Origin of the sequence: Nocardiopsis lucentensis DSM 44048 (assembly GCF_000341125.1) — a bacterium.
GTDB lineage: Bacteria > Actinomycetota > Actinomycetes > Streptosporangiales > Streptosporangiaceae > Nocardiopsis > Nocardiopsis lucentensis.
On record NZ_ANBC01000890.1, the window covers coordinates 1 to 17692 of the forward strand.

Consider the following 17692-nt stretch of genomic DNA (forward strand, 5'->3'; position numbering starts at 1 on the left):
GAACGGCGACATCGGCTGTACCGGGAACCAGGTCTCGGTGTCCGCCGGGCCGGTCGGCGTGAGGCCGCCCTGGCTCAGGAACACGTTCACCGTGGCGCCCTCCGGCAGGCGTGTGCCCGGGTCGGGGTTGACCGCGGCCACCGTGCCCTCGGGCTGCGAGGAGCGGATCCGGCCGCCGGACACGTTCACCCGGTACCCGGCGTCCTGGAGGGCGGCCACCGCGGCGTCCTCCTCCATGCCGATCACGTCGGGCACGCCGCCTTCGTCTGCGGCCGGGCTGGGCTCCTCGGTCTCCCTGGGCTGCCGGGGCGGTGCCGTGGAGCCGAACTGTGAGGGCGCGGGCGCCAGCTGCTCGACCTCCAGGCCCTCGTGGGCGGCCAGCATGGTGTCATGCCAGATCTGACCCGGGATCGTCGCGCCGAAGACCACGCTGAAGTAGCGGTCGCCGATGGTGACGTTGGTCAGCGGGTGCTGCTGCGGGCCGCGCGGGTCGCCGACGAAGATGGAGCTGGCCATCTGGGGGGTGATCCCGGCGAACCAGGCCGCCGCCGAGTTGTCGGTGGTGCCGGTCTTGGCGCCCGCCGGACGGCCGATGCCCAGGCCGGTGGTGGTGCCGCCGTTGAAGGTCTGCGACAGCAGGAAGGCGACCCCGTCGGCCACGTCCTCGTCGAGCCGCCGCTCGCAGTCCGGCTCGAAGTCGGTGGTCGTGTCGGCCTGCTTGTCCACGATGCGGGTGATCGCCTGCGGCTCGCAGTAGATCCCGCCCGAGGCGAAGGTCGCGTAGGCGTTGGCGACGCGCAGCGGCGAGACCTCCTCACTGCCCAGAGTGAAGCTGCTGTTGGCCAGTGTGTTCGGGTTCTCCGTGAACAGCGTGCCGTCGGCCCGCCGCAGGCCGAGGTTCTCCGCCATCTCGATCACGTCGCACAACCCCACCCGACGCTGGAGCTGGGCGAAGTAGGTGTTGGACGAGGCGCGGGTCCCCGTGACCATGTTGTGCACGCCGTCGTTGCTGTCCCCGAAGTTCGACACGTTCCAGGGCTGGAGACTGCCGCCGTTGCAGGACCGCTGCCCACTCACCGTCATGGTGCCCGGCGCGGGGAAGGAGGTGTTGAACGGCAGCCCCTCGTCCAGGGCCGCGGCCAGAGTGATCGGCTTGAACGTCGATCCGGCTTGGAAGCCCGTGCTCCCGCCCCGGTCGAAGTCGGTGGCGAAGTTGATGGACGTCTCGCCGAGCTTGCTCTCGTCGGGGCCGTAGTTGCGGCTCTGCATCATGCCGATGATGTGGCCGGTGCCCGGCTCGATGATGGCCTGGGCGGCGACCTTGCGGGACTCGTTCTCCCGGGGCACCCAGTCGTCCACGGCCGCCTGGCCCGCCTCCTGCGTCTGCGGGTCCAGGGTGGTGTGGATCTCCAGGCCGGCGGTGCGCAGCCAGCGCGCCCGCTCGGTCTCGTCGGAGCCGAAGCGCTCGTCCGCCTCGATCTCCCGGATCACGTAGTCGCAGAAGAAGGGCTGGTCGCTGGGGACGCAGCCGTTGGGCTCGGTGTCCAGGTCGAGGTCGATCGGGACCTCCTTGGCCTCGTCCGCCTCCTCCTGGGTGATCGCCCCGGTGGCGACCATGCGGTCGAGCACGACGTTGCGCCGCTCGGTGGTCTGCTCGGGGTAGAAGCGCGGGTTGTAGAGGTACGGGTAGCGCACGAGACCCGCGATCGTGGCGGCCTGGTGCAGTTCCAGCTCGCTCGCGGACACCTGGAAGAAGTGCTGGGCCGCGGACTCGACCCCGTAGGCGCCGTCGCTGAAGTAGGCGATGTTGAGGTAGCCCTCGAGGATCTCGTCCTTGCTCATCCGCTGTTCCAGGGCCACGGCGTAGCGCAGCTCCCGGATCTTGCGCGCGATGGTCGTCTCACGGGCCTGCTCCAGCTCCTCCTGGGAGGTGGCGGCCTCGATCTGGACGTTCTTCACGTACTGCTGGGTGATGGAGGACGCGCCCTCGACGTCGCCGTTGAGGGTGCGCACGGCCGCGCGGAGGGTGCCGGAGACGTCGATGCCGCCGTGCTCGTAGAAGCTGGCGTCCTCGATGGCGAGGATCGCGTCGACCATGACCGGTGAGACGTCCTCGAGCTCGACCAGCTCGCGGTTCTGGTCGAAGACCTCCGCGATGACGTTGCCCTCGCGGTCGTAGATCGTGGAACGTTGGGGAGGGGGCGGCGTCTCCAGGTTGCTCGGCATGTCGAGGAAGCCGCTGGCGACGTTCCTCGCCGTGATCCCGAGGCCGCCGAGTGCCGGGAGGGCCAGCGCCGCCACGAGGAGTCCCGCGATGGCGCCGACGACGACGAGTTGACTGATTCTTTGAAGCAATGTCCCCTGACCCACCCCATCAGACTAAGTGACCACGAACGCTCGAACAGGTGTGATGTGGAACGGAGGGTGCGTAGCCGTGTCGAATCGCCCGTCGGGGGTCCGGGCGACGCCCCCGGGTCATCTTGTCACGCCCAACGTCCCCGAACGGGGGTGCGGTTCGCTCTCCCGGGCCCCCGGCTCCGAGGGCGCGGGCCCCTCCGTGTGGCTTGGTTCGAGCGGGCCTTATGAGGTGGGACGCGATGGTCGATGGCGGGGTTCGCCTCCCCTGGTGTCCGGTTTCATACGATCAGGTAACGGCTGGGACGCGCCGCCGTTCGCGACGTCCGCCCCATCCGACGACCGGTGTCCGTCCCGGCCCGTCGGACCCCCGGGTCACCCGTCCGCGAGGGCCGCGCCGATGGTCCGCAGCCCCGCCAGGTCGTGCACGTCCTCCGGGAGCGCGGCCACCTCGGCCACCCGGATCCCGCGGTGGTGGGACAGCATGCGGTTGCGCAGCCGGGCCTCGTGCTCGCGTGTGCGGACCCGCTCCGCGTGCAACCGCAGCGCGGCCGACGCCAGCGAATGCGTGCCCGCGTCGCGCAGCGCCGTCTCCGCCCTGACCGCCTCCGCGGCCGTCAGGCGCGCGCCCGCCCCGTCCGGCAGGGGATGGGCGCGGTTGACCACCAGCCCCGCCAGCGGCATCCCGTCGGCCGCCAGGCGGTCGACGAAGTAGGAGGCCTCGCGCAGGGCGTCCGTGTCGGGCACCGTCACCACCACGAACGCCGTCCCCGGCGCCTGGAGCAGCCGGTAGGTCCGCTCCGCTCGCGCCTGGAAACCGCCGAAGACGGTGTCGAAGGCCGAGACGAACGAGCGCAGGTCGCTGAGGAGTTGGGCGCCCACCACCTTGTTCACGGCGGAGGTCACCAGGTTGACCCCGGCTCCCAGAAACCGGAACGCGCCCGTGCTCGCCGGAGCGCTGAGGAACCGGATCAACCTGCCGTCCAGGAACCGCCCCAACCGCTTGGGGGCGTCCAGGAAGTCGAGTGCCGACCGGCTGGGCGGTGTGTCCACCACGATCAGGTCCCACTCGCCCGACTGGCGGAGCTGGCCCAGCTTCTCCATCGCCATGTACTCCTGCGTTCCGGAGAAGCTGGTGGAGAGCGTTTGGTAGAAGGGGTTGGCCAGGATCTGGCGCGCGCGTTCGGGGTCGGCGTGCTCCTCGACGACCTCGTCGAACGTCCGCTTCATGTCGAGCATCATCGCGTGCAGGCCGCCCGGCGTCCCCTCGGGGAGCGGAACCGGGCGCGGCGCGTTGTCCAGGGACTCCAGGCCCAGTGACTGAGCCAGCCTCCGGGCCGGGTCCACGGTGATCACCACCGCCCGCCGTCCCCGTTCGGCCGCGCGCAGCCCCAGAGCGGCGGCCGTCGTGGTCTTCCCGACCCCACCCGCGCCGCAGCACACGATGATCCGGGTCTCCGGAGAGTCGATGAGCGCGTCCACGTCCAGACGGGGCGCGGAGGGCGCGTGCGTCGCGGTCACCGGTCCATCCCCTGTTCCCCCAGAGTCTCCGCCAGTCTGTCCAGCGCGGAGCGGTCCACACCGCCCTCCAGGTGGGGGAGTTCCACCACGGGCCGCCCCAGTTCCGTCAGACGGGCCCGTGTCCGGTGCTCCAGCCGCACCCGCAGCGCGTGTGCCCGGACCTCGTCGGACAGTGCCGCCGCCAGGCCGTCGACGTCGGACAGCCCGGCCGCCTTCAGCCCGGAGACGAGTTCCGCCTTGTCCAGCCCGCCGTTCGCGGCGGCGGCCAGGTCGTCCTCCCCCAGCAGGGGCGGACGCGCCATGTTGACGACCACCGATCCCACGCGCAGCCCCAGGGCGTTGATCTCGGCGATCCCGTCCAGGGTCTCCTGCGCGGGCATCTCCTCCAGCAGGGTCACGAAGTGCACCCGGGTCCGGGGGGAGCGGATGACCGACATGACCTTGTCGGCGTGGTCGCGGACCGGACCCACACGGGCCAGGCCGGCCACCTCCGAGTTGACGTTGAGGAACCGGCCGATCCGGCCGGTGGGCGGCGCGTCCATGACGACGGCGTCGTAGTGGAAGGGCGCGGAGGCGCTGTCCGCGGCCCGTCGGCGCGCGCCGGCGCGGCGGCGGACGGCCTCGGTGGCCTTGCCGGTCAGCAGGACGTCGCGCAGTCCGGGGGCGATCGTGGTCGCGAAGTCGACGGCGCCCAGCCGGTTCAGCGCCTGTCCGGCGCGCCGCATCCCGTAGAACAGCTCCAGGTACTCCAGCAGCGCCGATTCGGCGTCGGCGGCCAGGACGCACACCCGCCCGCCGCTCGGCAGGGGGGTCAACTCCCGCTCCTCGTACGGCAGCGCGGGGTGTCCGAGGAGGGTCGCCACTCCCTGTCGCCCCTCGACCTCGACCAGGAGGACGCGGCCGCCGCGCGAGGCCAGGGCCATGGCCAGCGCCGTGGCCACCGTGGTCTTACCCGTCCCGCCCTTGCCGGTGACGATGTGCAGTCGCACCCCGGCACGGGGCTCCCGAGGGCGCCCCGGTCCGAACTCAGCCTCGTTCACCCCACGGAGTCTACGTCCGCGCCGACCCCCGCGACCGGGCACGTCGGGGGAACCGTGCCGGGGCGCCGGCGGTGGACGCGTGCGATCCGCCGGGTGAGTAAGGTGGCGGCGTTGACGTGCGGCCCCGCCACACCCCGGTGGGCCGCCGGTTCCGGATGGGGGAGTACATCATGAGCAAGTGGGAGTACCAGACGGTGGCTCTGCTGTCGCACGCCACCAAGCAGATCCTGGACAACTGGGGTGCGGACGGCTGGGAGCTCGTCTCCGTCGTGCCCGCTCCGCTTCCCGAGGGCACCGACCCGCGCAACCAGCAGTACGTCGCCTACATGAAGCGAGAGCTCTGATGACCGCCACCCCCGAGGAACGCGTCGCCGAGCTGGGGCTGACCCTGCCCGACGTCGTGCCTCCGCTCGCCTCGTACACGCCGACGGTCCGCTCCGGCGACCACGTGTACGTGTCCGGGCAGCTGCCCCTGGTCGACGGTGAGCTGCCGGCCACGGGCAAGGTCGGCGCCGAGGTCACTCCGGAGACCGCCCAGGAGCTGGCCGCCCGGTGCGCGCTCAACGGCATCGCCGCGGTCCGCGCCGAGATCGGCGACCTGTCCAGGGTGGTCCGCGTCGTGAAGCTGACCGGGTTCGTGGCGAGCACGCCGGACTTCACCGGCCAGCCCGGAGTGATCAACGGCGCCAGCGACCTGGTCGGCCGGATCTTCGGCGACGCCGGGGTGCACGCGCGCAGCGCCGTCGGCGTGGCCGCGCTGCCGCTGGACGCGCCGGTCGAGCTGGACATGATCGTCGAGGTCCGCTGACCGGACGGTCCGGCCGTGATGGGGGAGCGGGTCCGTGGCGCGGCCACCGGCCCCGAGACAGACCAGGAGGGTGCGCCGATGGCCGAACAGTCCGCGTTCAGGGGCGGTACCGAGGCCAGGCCCGCCGCCACCGTGATGCTGCTCCGGCCCGCGCGGGCCGGAGCGGAGCGGTCCGGTGCCGGGGCGGCCGGTACCGGCCGGGTTCCGGCCGCCGGGCGGGACATGGAGGTCCTGCTCATGCGCAGGGTCCGTTCCATGGGCTTCGCCCCGGGCGCCTACGTGTTCCCCGGCGGGATCGTGGACCAGCGCGACGCCGACGGTGACCTGCCCTGGACCGGGCCGTCCCCGGCCGAGTGGGCCCGCGTCCTGGGCACCGACGTGCCGATGGCGCGCGCCCTGGTGTGCGCCGCGGTCAGGGAGACCTTCGAGGAGACCGGGGTCCTCCTGGCCAGTGGGCCCGAGGCGGCCGGCGCGCCGGCCATCACCCTCGACACCGCGACGGAGGAGTGGGAGCGGGACCGGCGGGGGCTGGTCGACCGCTCCCACTCCTTCACCGAGGTGCTCTCCCGGCGCGGGCTGGTCGTGCGTTCGGAGTGGCTGCGGGCCTGGTCGCGCTGGGTCACGCCGAGGGTGCAGTCGCGCCGCTTCGACACCTGGTTCTTCGCCGCCGAACTGCCCCCCGGGCAGGAGTCCCGGAACGTGGGCGGCGAGGCCGACCTGACCCGCTGGACCGACCCGGCGCGGGTCGCCGCGGAGAACGCCGCCGGGCGGATGCCGATGCTGCCGCCCACGGTGGTCTCCTGCGCCGAGCTGGCCGCCTGTCGCACCCTGGAAGGTGTACGCGAGGCGCGACGGGATATCGTCCCCATTGAACCGGACGTTCGGGATGTCGACGGTCAGACCCGGATCGTGACCCCGGACGGGGCCCACTACCCCCTTCCGAAGCCCGACGCGACCCCCTGAGGGGTCCCCACGTCACGGTGTGGCCCGCACTGGTGCGGACGGACGCGCCGCGTCCCGTGGCCGTCCCCTCCGGACCGGTCCGGTACCGGCGAGCGAAGCGAGGTGCGATGAGGATCGACGGTTCCGGGACGCTGCGCGCCAGCTGCGTGCTGTGCCCCAACCCCGGCCCGATGACGTTGGAGGGAACCAACACCTGGATCCTTCGGGAGCCCGGTGCGCGCGGCGTGGTGGTCGTGGACCCCGGGCCGCACGACGAGCGCCACCTGGAACGGGTGGCGCGGACGGTGCAGGAACAGGGCGCACAGGTCCTCATGGCGATCGTGACCCACCGGCACCCGGACCACACCGAGGGAGGCCGCTACTTCTCCGAGCTGACGGGCGCCCCCGTGCACGCGGTCGACCCGGAGATGCGCGTCGGCGGCGCCGGGCTGGTCGACGGCGAGGTGCTCACCGTGGACGGGCTGTCGGTGCGGGTGATCGCGACGCCGGGGCACACGGACGACTCGATCTGCCTGCTGCTGGAGTCCGACAACGCGCTGCTGACGGGCGACACGGTGCTGGGGCACGGTACGCCGGTGATCGACGGCGACGACGGGCTCGGCCCCTACATGGATTCGCTGTACCGGTTGCGGGACATCGCGCGTGAGCACCAGGTGCGGACGATCCTGCCGGGCCACGGCCCGATCCTGTCCTCACCGCTGTCGGTGCTGAGCTCCTACATCGACCACCGCGAGTCGCGCCTGGACCAGGTCCGGTCGGCCCTTCGCGCGGGTGCGACCAGGGTGGAGGAGATCATCGACCGGGTCTATCCGGACATCTCGGAGCAGATTCGCGGCGCCGCGGGCTCGTCGGTGCGGGCGCAGTTGCGTTACCTGGCGGTGCGCGATGAGCTGTCCGCGGAGGCCGAGTCGTAGGAAGCGCCTATGGCTCCGGGAACGACCGCGGCCGCCCACCCCCTCCAGGGCGAGCGGCCACGCGGTGTTCAGCGCTCCTAGCGCGCGCGGCGGCGCATGCGCTCGACGTCCAGCAGGACGACGGCCTTGGCCTCGATCCGCAACCATCCACGCAGGGCGAACTCGGCGAGCGCCTTGTTCACCGTCTCGCGGGAGGCGCCGACGAGCTGCGCGAGCTCCTCCTGAGTGAGGTCGTGGTGGACGTGCAGACCGTCCTCGCCCTCCTTGCCGAACTTGTCGGCGAGCTCCAGGAGGGCCTTGGCCACACGGCCGGGCACGTCCGTGAAGACCAGGTCGGCCATCACGTCGTTGGTCCGGCGCAGACGGGCGGCCAGCGACTTGAGCAGCTGGAGCGACACGTGCGGGCGGCTGGAGAGGAAGGGGCGCAGGTCGTCGTGGCCCAGCCCGGCGAGCACGGAGTCCGTGACGGCGACGGCGCTCGCGGTGCGCGGACGCGGGTCGAACAGCGACAACTCACCGAACATCTCGCTCGGGCCGAGCACGCCCAGCAGGTTCTCGCGGCCGTCCACGGCCGTGCGGGTCAGCTTCACCTTCCCACTGAGGATCACGTACAGCCGGTCACCCTCGTCCCCCTCGCTGAAGAGGGTCTGGCCGCGGCCGAGTCGTACCTCGTTGACCGAGGCGCGGAGTCCGGCCGTGTCCTCCTCGTCCAGGGCCTCGAAGAGGGGGGCCTTCCGCAGTACTTCGTTGATCTCGTCCACCACACGTCCTCCTAAAACCTGACCGCCAACAGTGTGACGTATATCGCACCCGGGTGTGAAACCAGGTCGTTACCTCGGCTTGTCCGCCGGGAGACCACGAGCCCACAACAGCCGACGTCAGCCCAAGAGATCTTAGTCCGCATCGACCCGTATCAGGGCGGTCCGCGCCGTGTCATCGGACATTGGTTACATAATCTCGGTCACTGGCGCACCGTGTCAGTGGATCCCGCCAGGGAGCGTGTCCCCTCCCCGGTCGGCACGGGCACCCGGGCCGCCGTGCGCCTACCCTGTGACGATGCCCCGTGAGACACCAGACAGCACCGCGGCGCCGACCACTCCGACGGGGGAGAGTCGGCTCGCGTTGGTGCGCCGCGCCCGCCGGATGTACCGGGAGCTCGTCGAGCTGTACCCGGACGCGCACTGCGAACTGAACTTCACGACCCCGCTCGAACTCCTGGTCGCGACGATCCTGTCCGCCCAGTGCACGGACAAGCGGGTCAACCAGGTCACCCCCGCCCTCTTCGCGCGCTACCCCGACGCCGAGGCCTACGCGTCGGCCCGTCGTGAGGAGTTGGAGGAGATGATCCGGTCGACCGGCTTCTTCCGGGCCAAGGCCAACAGCCTCATCGGGCTGGGGCAGGCGCTGTGCGAGCGACACGGCGGCGAGGTTCCGGGAAACCTCGCGGACCTGGTCAAACTATCCGGTGTAGGAAGGAAGACGGCAAACGTACTGCTCGGTAACGCCTTCGATGTGCCGGGAATCACCGTGGACACGCACTTCGGGAGACTCGTCCGACGCTTCGGGTGGACCGACGAGCAGGACCCGGTGAAGGTCGAGCACGCGATCGGGGAGCTCTTCCCGCGCAGGGACTGGACCATGCTGTCCCACCGCGTCGTGTGGCACGGGCGCCGCGTCTGCCACGCCCGCAGACCGGCGTGCGGCGCGTGCGGTCTGGCTCGCTGGTGCCCGTCCTACGGCGAGGGGCCCACGGACGAGGCCACCGCGACCAAGCTGCTGCGGATGCGTTCGTTCGCCTGACGCGTTGTGATTCCCGTGGGGATCGGACGGCGGTTTGTACCCTGATCACGTGGGCGAGCGCACACTCCTCGTCCCCGGGGCGACCGGCCCTCTCCCTCCCCACCCACACGACGGCGCTCTCGGCCCCTGGAACAGGTTCCCTTCATGAACTCGACACCGCACTGGCTCACCGCGCTCGCGGACTCGGCCAGGACGATGCCCGTGCCCCGACCCATGCGCCCGCCGGAGACCGGCGGGCGCGAGTCCGCCGTTCTCATCCTGTTCGGTGAGGGGCCCCAGGGGCCGGACCTGCTCCTGATCCAGCGCAACGACGGCCTGCGCAGGCACGCCGGACAGCCCGCCTTCCCGGGCGGCCGGATCGAGGCCGCGGACGTCTCGCCCGAGGCCGCCGCGCTGCGCGAGGCCGCCGAGGAGACCGGCGCCGACCCGGTCGGGATCGACGTCGTCGGCCGCCTTCCCGAGTTGTACCTGCGGTACAGCGACTTTCGCGTCGTGCCCGTCCTGGGGTGGTGGCGCGAGCCGTGCGAGGTGCGCCCCGTGGACCTGGGCGAGGTCGCGGCGGTCTCGCGGGTCCCCGTAGCCGACCTGGCCGCTCCGGAGAACCGGGTCGAGGTGCGCTACGGCGAGGGCCCTCGCTGGGGTCCGGGCTTCCGTGTCGACGGCATGCTCGTGTGGGGATTCACCGGAGCGATCGTGGACAGTCTGCTCGTGCTGGGCGGATGGGAACTTCCTTGGCGCCGTGAGGGTCTCACCGACATGTTCGAAGCGACCCCGCACGGCCTGCGCCCGGTCGGGTAGCGCTCACTCTGGGAGGGGAGGGGACCGTGCTGGACGTCATCCTGATCGTCCTGCTGCTGCTGTTCGCCGTGACCGGCTACCGGCAGGGGTTCATCGTCGGGGTCTTCAGCTTCTCGGGGTTCATCGGCGGCGGCGTCCTCGCCGCGCTGACGGCCCCGACCCACATCCAGGAATGGGTGGTGGACCCCGGGCGACAGGCGCTGGTGGCGATCGCGGTGGTGTTCCTGTCCGCGGCACTGGGCCAGTTCCTGTTCTCCTACCTGGGGACCCTGGTACGGAACCGTGTCACGTGGGACTCGGCGCGGGTCCTGGACGCCATGGGCGGGGCCGTCGTCAGCGGGCTGTCGGTGCTGCTGGTGGCGTGGTTCATCGGAAGCACGGTCGCCAACTCGGCGCTGCCGTTCGTGGCCGGACAGGTGCGGGACTCGCGTGTCCTCCAGTCGGTCGACGCGGTGATGCCGGAGTCGGCCCGGGGCGGGTTCCTGACCTTCCGGCGGATCGTCGACCAGAGTGACTTCCCGCAGGTGTTCAGTGGTCTGGGCACCGGTGAGCTGGCTGAGGTGGAGCCGCCCGACCCCGACGTGCTCACCACATCGGAGCTGATCGACGCCAGCCGCAGCGTGGTCAAGGTGCTGGGAACGGCGCCCGCCTGCCAGCGCCGGGTGGAGGGGACCGGCTTCGTGTACGGCGAGGACCGGATCATGACCAATGCCCACGTGGTCGCCGGGGTCACCGAGGACCTGCGGGTGGTCACGAGGGACGGGCACCAGTTGGAGGCGACCCTGGTGCTGTTCGACGCCCAGCAGGATCTGGCCGTCCTCGACGTGCCGGGATTGGAGCTGGAGCCGCTGGAGTTCAACGGAGCCGCCGAGCAGGGCGACGACGCGGTCGTGGCCGGGTTCCCCCGCAACAGCGGCTTCACGGCCGTCCCAGCGCGCGTGAGGGCCCGTCAGACGGCGCAGGGACCCGACTTCTACCACTCCCAGCAGGTGAGCCGGGAGATCTACCAGGTGCGGGCCGTGGTGCGCCCCGGCAACTCCGGGGGTCCGCTGCTGGCGCCCGACGGGACCGTCTACGGCGTGGTGTTCGCCGCCGCGACCAACGAGGACGAGACGGGGTACGTGCTCACCGCCGACGAGGTCGCCGCCAACGCGAGCGCGGGCCTGGAGGCCGACTCCGAGGTCTCGTCGGAGGTCTGCGACTAGGGCGTGTTCCGCGGACACGTACCCTGCTGCGCGACGCCCCGGCACAACTCTCGCGGCGTTCTCATCAGTCGACAGCCAACCCCGGGCTGACTCCTTCTTCGGCCTTGCGAGAGCCGCACCGGATGCGCCGCTCGCTACGGGCAGCATCCACGGCACACGCCCTAGCGGTGTCCTTCGGGGCCTGCCGCCTCGCTTCGGACCGTGTGCGAACGACACCCCTCGGGTGAGCGTTCCGAGGAACTGGCCCCGGGCGGTGTCTCCCGGGGCCTCCCCGTCGCCGTGGGACGGCGACGGGGGGCGTCTCCGCCCGGAGACGCCCCCCGATCGGGTTCGCGAATCTAGTTGGAGCTGGGGTCGTGTGCCCGCTCGGCCGCCACCGGCCAGCTCATCCGCACGATCGTGCCCTGGTCGCTGGGATCGATGCGCACCTCGTCCGCGAGGCCGGTGATCACCGCCAGGCCGAGGCCCGGGGAGAACCCCGAGATCCCGCCTGGAGGGGTCTCGTCACCGTCGAGGAAGAGCCCGTCGAGCAGGGGGCTCGTGTGATTGGTCGACTCCTCCGTGTCCTTGGCCGGGGCACGGTCGGAGACGACGACCTCGAAACGCTGTGTGGCGTTGCCGTTGGCGCGCAGGACGCGACCGGGCGTGCCACCATCGGCCTTCGCCGTGGACTCGGCGCCGGCACCGTCGATCAGCTGGAGCAGGATCGGCTGTGTCGGGCAGTGCAGCTTGTGCGCGGCCACCGCCCGAGAACACGCCTCACCGACCGCCAGCCTGATCTCGTCGATCGCTGTCGCGGCGATACCGGCCCGCCGTGCGACGGTCGCGGCCATGAGCCGCGCCGTCCGCACGTGTGCCGGGAGCGCGCTGATCGTCAGCGTGATGGTTGCCATCGCTCGCTCTGGACTACTTCTCGGGGCGCTTGTCGATGGCTTCCTGCACCGAGTCGTGGATACCGAACACCTTGGTCAGGCCGGTGATCCGGAAGATCTTGAGGATGCGCTCCTGGGTGCAGACCAGGGCGAGCGTCCCGTTGTGCGCGCGGACGCGCTTGAGCCCGCCCACGAGCACGCCGAGGCCCGTCGAGTCCAGGAACTCCACCTTCTCCATGTTGACCACGAGGTGGAAGTTGCCCTTGTTGACCAGGTCGATCAGCAGCTCGCGGAGCCGGGGCGCGGTATAGACATCGATCTCACCCTCAACGACAACGACCTCGGTGTCGCCCTCGGTGTAATGATCAAGCTTCAGGTCCACTAGTCCTCCAGCGCCGAACCGCGTATAACGCGAATGGTCTTCTGCCGGGCGTTACCCCACCAGCACGCATTCAACCACGGGTACAGAGTGTGTCTTCCTGCGATGAGCAGAAAAACGGTGACACCGCGCCACTCTTCCCCCGGATGCCACACTGAAACCGATGTCCCCCAGTGCCACACCCCTCGCCGGGAGGATCGTGGGTCGGGAACGTGTCCAGTGAGGAGGGGTCTCGGATGAGGCGATCGGAGCCCGTGCTCCCCGATGTGTGGCGTGACGATACCCGGTACCCGCGGGTGACCCATATCGAACGTGTGGCCCCGGGCGACGGGGCGAGCGGGGAGTGGCCGGGGTGGACCGCGCCCCACCTGGTCGAACGCCTCGCGGCACGGGGGATCACGGGTCCGTGGTCCCACCAGGCCGCCGCGGCCGACCTCGCACGCTCGGGCAGTGATGTGATCATAGCCACGGGTACCGCCTCGGGAAAGTCGCTTGCCTTCCTTATGCCCGCGGTGGACGCGGTTGACTCGGGTGGGACCGTGCTCTATCTCTCCCCGACCAAGGCGCTCGCCCAGGACCAGCTGCGGTGGATATCGGACCTCGGACTTCCGGGCGTGCGGGCGGCGGTCTACGACGGGGACACGCGGCCGGAGGAGCGTTCGTGGGTACGTGAGCACGGCAACTACGTCCTGACCAATCCGGACATGCTGCACCACGGCGTCCTGCCCCGGCACGGGGCGTGGTCGCGCTTCCTGCGCAGGCTGCGGTACGTGGTGATCGACGAGGCGCACCGGTACCGGGGGGTGTTCGGTTCGCACGTCGCGCTGATCCTGCGGCGGCTGCGCCGGATCTGTGCCCGGTACCGTTCCGAACCGGTGTTCGTGCTGGCCTCGGCCACCTCCGGAAGCCCCGGCGAGAGCGCGAGCCGACTCACGGGGGTTCCGGTCGCGGAGGTCACCGAGGACGGTTCACCCCGTGCGGGGATGTCCGTGGCGCTCGTGGAGCCGGAGCTGACCGAGATGACGGGTGAGCAGGGCGCCCCGGTACGGCGGACGGCGTCGTCGCAGGCCGCGGAGATGCTCGCTGACCTGGTTCGGGACGGGGTCCGTACGCTCGTCTTCGTGCGCTCCCGGCAGGGGGCGGAGGTGGTCGCGCTGACCACCCAACGGCTGCTGTCCGAGAGGGGTGGGCACGACCTGGCCGCGCGCGTGGCCGCCTACCGGGGCGGCTACCTGGCGTCGGAGCGCAGGGAACTGGAGGAGTCGCTGCGGTCGGGGAGGATCCTCGGTCTGGCGACGACCAACGCCCTCGAACTCGGGGTGGACATCAGCGGCCTGGACGCCGTGCTCATCGCGGGGTGGCCGGGGACACTGGCCTCGCTGTGGCAGCAGGCCGGCCGCGCGGGACGGCGCGGTGAGGACGCGCTCGCGGTGTTCATCGCCCGCGACGACCCACTGGACACCTATCTGGCCCACCACCCGGAGGCCATTTTCGGTCGGTCCGTAGAGGCGACGGTTCTTGATCCGGAAAACCCGCACATCCTCGGTCCACACCTGTGCGCGGCGGCCCAGGAACTCCCGATCACCCGGGACGACTTCACTCTGTTCGGTCCGACGACCGAGGAGCTGCTCGGTGAACTCGTCTCAGGAAAACTTCTGAGGAAGCGCCCGAGGGGCTGGTTCTGGACGAGCAACGAACGCGCGAGTGACATGGCCGATATCCGGGGAGCGGGCGGCCCGCCGGTGCAGATCGTCGACACCGGCAGCGGGCAGCTGCTCGGCGAGATCGACGAGGCGGCGGCACACGGCACCGTGCACCCCGGCGCGGTGTACCTGCACCAGGGAACCACCTACCTCGTCGACGACCTCGACCTGGGGGAGGGGGTCGCCCTCGTGCACCAGGCGGAGCCCCCCTACAGCACGTGGGCGCGCGACACCACGGACATCACGGTGCGGTCGGTCCGTCGGAAGGAGTCCTGGCCCAGCGGGGCGGCCGTGTACTTCGGGGAGGTCGAGGTGGCCCGCCGGGTGGTGGGCTTCCTCAAGCGGGACGTGCGGACGGGGGCGGTCCTGGGAGAGCAGCCCCTGGACCTGCCGGAGCGGACGCTGCACACGCGCGCCGTGTGGTGGACGCTGCCGCGCGAGGGCGAGGAGCGGCTGCGTGAGGCCGACGTGGGCCTACTGGGCGCGGCGCACGCGGCCGAACACGCGTCGATCGGACTGCTGCCGCTGTTGGCCACCTGCGACCGGTCGGACATCGGCGGGGTGTCCACCTCCGTGCACACCGACACGGGAAGGCTGACGGTCTTCGTCTACGACGGGTACCAGGGCGGTGCGGGCTTCGCCGAACGGGGCTTCGCGGCCGCACGCGAGTGGCTGGCCGCGACCCGCGACGTGATCGCCGACTGCGAGTGCGACCAGGGGTGCCCCTCGTGCATCCAGTCGCCGAAGTGCGGGACCGGGAACGAGCCGCTGAGCAAGTCCGGGGCCCTGAGACTGCTGGACGAGGTCCTGGACGTGGCTGAGGAATGAAACCTTCCACAGCCTGTGGATACTCCGGCTCCATCATCCACGGGGAGAAACGGCCGACACGGCGTCGAGGTCCGACTCCGCCCCGACCACCGCGTACAGGAGGAACGGCAGTTCGCTGTCGTGTTGGACGATGGCCAGCCCGAGCCAGCGGTCGATGGGACGGTGTCGCCAGAACGGCGGATCGTCCACGGCGTAGGACAGTTCGTGGAAGTGGTCGGGGATCGGTTCTCCCTCGTCGACGACGTCCCTGAAGGTGGCCGTGTCCAATCGCTGGGCGGGTCCCCATCTGCGCGCGAGTGCCGCGACGACCTGGTCCCGCTCCGCCTCGACCGAGGCCAGGGCGGCGTCGACGATCTCCGGCGACCGGTCCTCCCAGAAGTCCCGGCTGAGGGCGAGTGTCGACAGGTGGAAGCCGGGGCCGGAGACGTGCGGGCCGTTCCCGACGCTCCGCGTGGGGAACGGGGTGGCGAGGGCCTCGTCGATGTGGGAGAGCCGATCACTCAGGCCGATGGGGATCGCGTGTGGAGCCATGCGGGAACCCTAGGCGCTCGGTCCTCGGCGGCGTTCCCGATGGCCGACGGACGTGGCCCGCCAGGTCCGGTCGGTGCGGTGTCCCAGACGCGTGGCCGCCGCCGGGCGGAGGAGTGTGGCGCGCCGGGGCGGTTGTCCACAGGCTGTGGATGGGTCTTTCGCCGACCCCCCGCCCGGCGGACCCTGGTGGGAGAGGGTTGACGCTCCGTCACCCCCCGCCCCGGGAGGTCCCATGCCTGTTGCCGCGTGTCCACTCGTCCGACCTCGAGTCCCCACCGATCACGGGATGACCACGAACGTGGTCGACGGGGGCGCGGATGTCACCCGGGTCCCCGCCGACGACCGGGGGGTGACCACGGCCGAGTACGCGTTGTGCGCTGTCTCGGCCGTCGCCTTCGCCGGTGTCCTGTACGCCATCCTCACCGGTGACACCGTGAACGACGTCCTCACCAACCTCGTCGTCGACGCGCTCAGCTCCGGTGTCTGACCGGGGCTCGGTCACCATGGAGACCGCCATGGTGCTCCCCTCGTTGCTGCTCGTCCTGTCCGTGCTGCTCGGCGGGGTCACGGTGGCCGCCACCCAGCTGGCGTGCGCCGACGCCGCGCGCGTGGGAGCCCGTGCCCTCGCACGGGGCGAGACCGACCACAGGGCGCGTGAGCTGGCGCTGTCCGCCTCCCCCGACACCGCCGACGTGCGGCTGGTCCGCGAGGCGGGGACGGCGCGGGTGACCGTCCGGGCCGAGCTGCGGATCGGCCCGGCGATCGGTCCGCCAGTCGAGGTGGTCGGGAACGCGGCCGTCCCGCTGGAACCGGGGGTGTGATCCGTGCGCGTCACCCACGACACCGGTTCCGCCACGGTCTGGACGGTGGGGGTGTGCGCGCTGCTCTGGCTGGCCGTCCTCACCGTGCTGCTCACCGCGGCCGCCCGCCTGGACCGGGGCCGGGCCGCCACCGCCGCCGACCTCGCCGCGCTGGCGGGCGCCGNGGTTCACCGCCGAGGCCAATGGTGGTGCGCTGGTCTCGTGCGTCGTCACCGGCCTGACCGTCGAAGTGGTGGTCTCGGTCCCCTCGTCCGTGTCGGAGCGGACCGTCACCGCCCGGGCCCGCGCCGGCCCGGTTCGGCCGTACCCTGCTGATCTATGGGACACAGACACCCGAGCACACTCAAGAACTCCGAGGTGAGCCACGCTCGTGCCCGATGGCTGCTGCGGGCGGAACTGGCCTGTTGCTCCGAGTGCCGAGCCGAGGGGGACCGCGAGGCGGTGGCCGACCTCGCGAAGGGTGGGGTGTTCGACTCCCTGATCACCGGGTTCGTGCTCACCCGGGTCGAGCAGTGGTACTCGCCGAGCCGTCCGCCCCGCTACCCGGCCACGGTCTACAGCATCGCCCCCATCGACGAGCGCGACTTCTGGCAGGCCACCACCCAGCACTGCATGCGGGTGTGCATGGTCGAGGGCACGCGGGGAGACCGGGTCGACACCCGTCCCGCGCTCAAGGAGCTCACCCTGATGTCGGTTCGCGACCGCACGCTCGTCCTCGACGACATCATCGACGGGCTGTGCGAGAACGAGTCCTAGACGGGACGCGCCCGCCCGGGCCGTGGCCGCCCTCCGGCACCTCCTGCCGCGCGGTGTCCCGCACGGAGCGGGTCAGGGGCCGGTGCGGAGGGCGTCGATGGTCAGGGCGAGCCGGTGGACCTCGGCCAGGGCGATGAGCAGGTCGGTGACGAGCGTGGGCATCGGCGGGGTCCTGCCGTTCGGGATCGTGGGGTGGCCGAGGCCGGGGCGGTGGTGGAGGAGGGCACGGATGGCCTCGGCCAGCTCCGACAGGTCGTCGGGGCCGGTGGCGTTCGCCTGGCGGTGAGACCGGACCGCGAGGGAGCGAACGGTGGCGCGTGGTCTTGCCGGGTTGCGTGGGGCACGGGTGGCTCCTGGCTGTTCGTGTGGTGGGGGCTCGGCCGGGGAAGGTCACCGAG

At 71.3% G+C, this 17692-nt stretch carries 19 protein-coding genes; 12 read left to right on the forward strand and 7 right to left on the reverse strand.

Going from position 1 to position 17692, the window contains the following annotated elements; genetic code table 11:
- The 3 genes from D471_RS0130380 to D471_RS0130390 all read right to left on the reverse strand — a co-directional run.
- A partial coding sequence (locus D471_RS0130380; protein ID WP_026128242.1) for a penicillin-binding protein occupies positions 1-2355 on the reverse strand: 2355 nt, incomplete at its 3' end.
- A 375-nt stretch (positions 2356-2730) separates the two neighbouring features.
- A complete protein-coding gene (locus D471_RS0130385) occupies positions 2731-3876 on the reverse strand; it encodes an ArsA family ATPase (RefSeq protein WP_017602099.1) in 1146 nt (381 codons plus the stop codon).
- Positions 3873-4916, reverse strand: coding sequence for an ArsA-related P-loop ATPase (locus tag D471_RS0130390; protein WP_026128243.1), 1044 nt, complete (start codon positions 4914-4916; stop codon positions 3873-3875). Before D471_RS0130390 ends, D471_RS0130385 begins: the two co-directional genes overlap by 4 nt.
- Before the next feature lie 170 nt (positions 4917-5086).
- On the opposite strand from D471_RS0130390, the gene D471_RS37045 reads away from it, so the two are divergent.
- The 4 genes from D471_RS37045 to D471_RS0130410 all read left to right on the forward strand — a co-directional run bounded on the left by D471_RS37045 (position 5087) and on the right by D471_RS0130410 (position 7601).
- Positions 5087-5260 (forward strand): DUF4177 domain-containing protein, encoded by a 174-nt coding sequence (locus tag D471_RS37045; protein WP_013156298.1) that lies wholly within the window; start codon positions 5087-5089, stop codon positions 5258-5260.
- The gene (locus tag D471_RS0130400; RefSeq protein WP_017602102.1) at positions 5260-5724 is read left to right on the forward strand and encodes a RidA family protein; all 465 of its coding nucleotides are present in this window, start codon (positions 5260-5262) and stop codon (positions 5722-5724) included. Before D471_RS37045 ends, D471_RS0130400 begins: the two co-directional genes overlap by 1 nt.
- Positions 5725-5802: 78 nt before the next feature.
- Entirely contained in the window at positions 5803-6687 is an 885-nt protein-coding gene (locus D471_RS0130405) for an NUDIX hydrolase (RefSeq protein WP_017602103.1), read from the forward strand.
- Positions 6688-6794: 107 nt separating this feature from the next.
- Entirely contained in the window at positions 6795-7601 is an 807-nt protein-coding gene (locus D471_RS0130410) for an MBL fold metallo-hydrolase (RefSeq protein ID WP_017602104.1), read from the forward strand.
- 77 nt (positions 7602-7678) lie between these two features.
- On the opposite strand, the gene D471_RS0130415 is transcribed toward D471_RS0130410, so the two are convergent.
- Entirely contained in the window at positions 7679-8365 is a 687-nt protein-coding gene (locus D471_RS0130415) for a Crp/Fnr family transcriptional regulator (RefSeq protein ID WP_017602105.1), read from the reverse strand.
- A 292-nt stretch (positions 8366-8657) separates the two neighbouring features.
- Here D471_RS0130415 and nth point away from each other — a divergent pair, with 292 nt between their 5' ends.
- The 3 genes from nth to D471_RS0130430 all read left to right on the forward strand — a co-directional run bounded on the left by nth (position 8658) and on the right by D471_RS0130430 (position 11404).
- Positions 8658-9401: an endonuclease III gene (gene nth / locus D471_RS0130420; RefSeq protein ID WP_026128244.1), complete on the forward strand. Its 744-nt coding sequence runs from the start codon at positions 8658-8660 to the stop codon at positions 9399-9401.
- Between the two features lie 144 nt (positions 9402-9545).
- Positions 9546-10199 carry an NUDIX hydrolase gene (locus tag D471_RS0130425; RefSeq protein WP_017602107.1) on the forward strand — a complete coding sequence of 218 codons (654 nt, stop codon included), beginning with the start codon at positions 9546-9548 and terminating at the stop codon, positions 10197-10199.
- A gap of 26 nt (positions 10200-10225) precedes the next feature.
- Positions 10226-11404, forward strand: coding sequence for a MarP family serine protease (locus tag D471_RS0130430; protein WP_017602108.1), 1179 nt, complete (start codon positions 10226-10228; stop codon positions 11402-11404).
- A 338-nt stretch (positions 11405-11742) separates the two neighbouring features.
- Here the strand turns inward: D471_RS0130430 and D471_RS0130435 are convergent, their stop codons facing one another.
- Together D471_RS0130435 and D471_RS0130440 are read right to left on the reverse strand one after the other, a co-directional pair.
- Positions 11743-12297, reverse strand: coding sequence for an ATP-binding protein (locus D471_RS0130435; RefSeq protein WP_017602109.1), 555 nt, complete (start codon positions 12295-12297; stop codon positions 11743-11745).
- A gap of 13 nt (positions 12298-12310) precedes the next feature.
- Positions 12311-12658 carry an STAS domain-containing protein gene (locus D471_RS0130440; RefSeq protein WP_017602110.1) on the reverse strand — a complete coding sequence of 116 codons (348 nt, stop codon included), beginning with the start codon at positions 12656-12658 and terminating at the stop codon, positions 12311-12313.
- Between the two features lie 233 nt (positions 12659-12891).
- On the opposite strand from D471_RS0130440, the gene D471_RS0130445 reads away from it, so the two are divergent.
- Positions 12892-15186 (forward strand): DEAD/DEAH box helicase, encoded by a 2295-nt coding sequence (locus D471_RS0130445; RefSeq protein ID WP_017602111.1) that lies wholly within the window; start codon positions 12892-12894, stop codon positions 15184-15186.
- A gap of 33 nt (positions 15187-15219) precedes the next feature.
- Here the strand turns inward: D471_RS0130445 and D471_RS37050 are convergent, their stop codons facing one another.
- Positions 15220-15717, reverse strand: coding sequence for a hypothetical protein (locus D471_RS37050; RefSeq protein WP_017602112.1), 498 nt, complete (start codon positions 15715-15717; stop codon positions 15220-15222).
- 286 nt (positions 15718-16003) lie between these two features.
- Between D471_RS37050 and D471_RS0130455 the strand changes: the two genes are divergently transcribed.
- From D471_RS0130455 to D471_RS0130470, 4 genes are all read left to right on the forward strand, one after another.
- Entirely contained in the window at positions 16004-16204 is a 201-nt protein-coding gene (locus D471_RS0130455) for a DUF4244 domain-containing protein (protein WP_017602113.1), read from the forward strand.
- A gap of 16 nt (positions 16205-16220) precedes the next feature.
- Entirely contained in the window at positions 16221-16538 is a 318-nt protein-coding gene (locus D471_RS0130460) for a TadE family type IV pilus minor pilin (protein ID WP_152486505.1), read from the forward strand.
- A gap of 84 nt (positions 16539-16622) precedes the next feature.
- Positions 16623-16853 carry a hypothetical protein gene (locus D471_RS37055; protein ID WP_449406586.1) on the forward strand — a complete coding sequence of 77 codons (231 nt, stop codon included), beginning with the start codon at positions 16623-16625 and terminating at the stop codon, positions 16851-16853.
- A 3-nt stretch (positions 16854-16856) separates the two neighbouring features.
- Positions 16857-17294: a hypothetical protein gene (locus tag D471_RS0130470; RefSeq protein ID WP_017602115.1), complete on the forward strand. Its 438-nt coding sequence runs from the start codon at positions 16857-16859 to the stop codon at positions 17292-17294.
- The last annotated feature ends 398 nt before the right edge of the window (positions 17295-17692 follow it).

Coding starts and splice junctions, on each gene's coding strand:
- D471_RS37045 (WP_013156298.1), top strand. CDS start 5,087: ATGAGCAAGTGGGAGTACCAGACGGTGGCTCTGCTGTCGCACGCCACC.
- D471_RS0130400 (WP_017602102.1), top strand. CDS start 5,260: ATGACCGCCACCCCCGAGGAACGCGTCGCCGAGCTGGGGCTGACCCTG.
- D471_RS0130405 (WP_017602103.1), top strand. CDS start 5,803: ATGGCCGAACAGTCCGCGTTCAGGGGCGGTACCGAGGCCAGGCCCGCC.
- D471_RS0130410 (WP_017602104.1), top strand. CDS start 6,795: ATGAGGATCGACGGTTCCGGGACGCTGCGCGCCAGCTGCGTGCTGTGC.
- nth (WP_026128244.1), top strand. CDS start 8,658: ATGCCCCGTGAGACACCAGACAGCACCGCGGCGCCGACCACTCCGACG.
- D471_RS0130425 (WP_017602107.1), top strand. CDS start 9,546: ATGAACTCGACACCGCACTGGCTCACCGCGCTCGCGGACTCGGCCAGG.
- D471_RS0130435 (WP_017602109.1), bottom strand. CDS start 12,297: ATGGCAACCATCACGCTGACGATCAGCGCGCTCCCGGCACACGTGCGG.
- D471_RS0130445 (WP_017602111.1), top strand. CDS start 12,892: ATGAGGCGATCGGAGCCCGTGCTCCCCGATGTGTGGCGTGACGATACC.
- D471_RS37050 (WP_017602112.1), bottom strand. CDS start 15,717: ATGGCTCCACACGCGATCCCCATCGGCCTGAGTGATCGGCTCTCCCAC.
- D471_RS0130455 (WP_017602113.1), top strand. CDS start 16,004: ATGACCACGAACGTGGTCGACGGGGGCGCGGATGTCACCCGGGTCCCC.
- D471_RS0130460 (WP_152486505.1), top strand. CDS start 16,221: ATGGAGACCGCCATGGTGCTCCCCTCGTTGCTGCTCGTCCTGTCCGTG.
- D471_RS0130470 (WP_017602115.1), top strand. CDS start 16,857: ATGGGACACAGACACCCGAGCACACTCAAGAACTCCGAGGTGAGCCAC.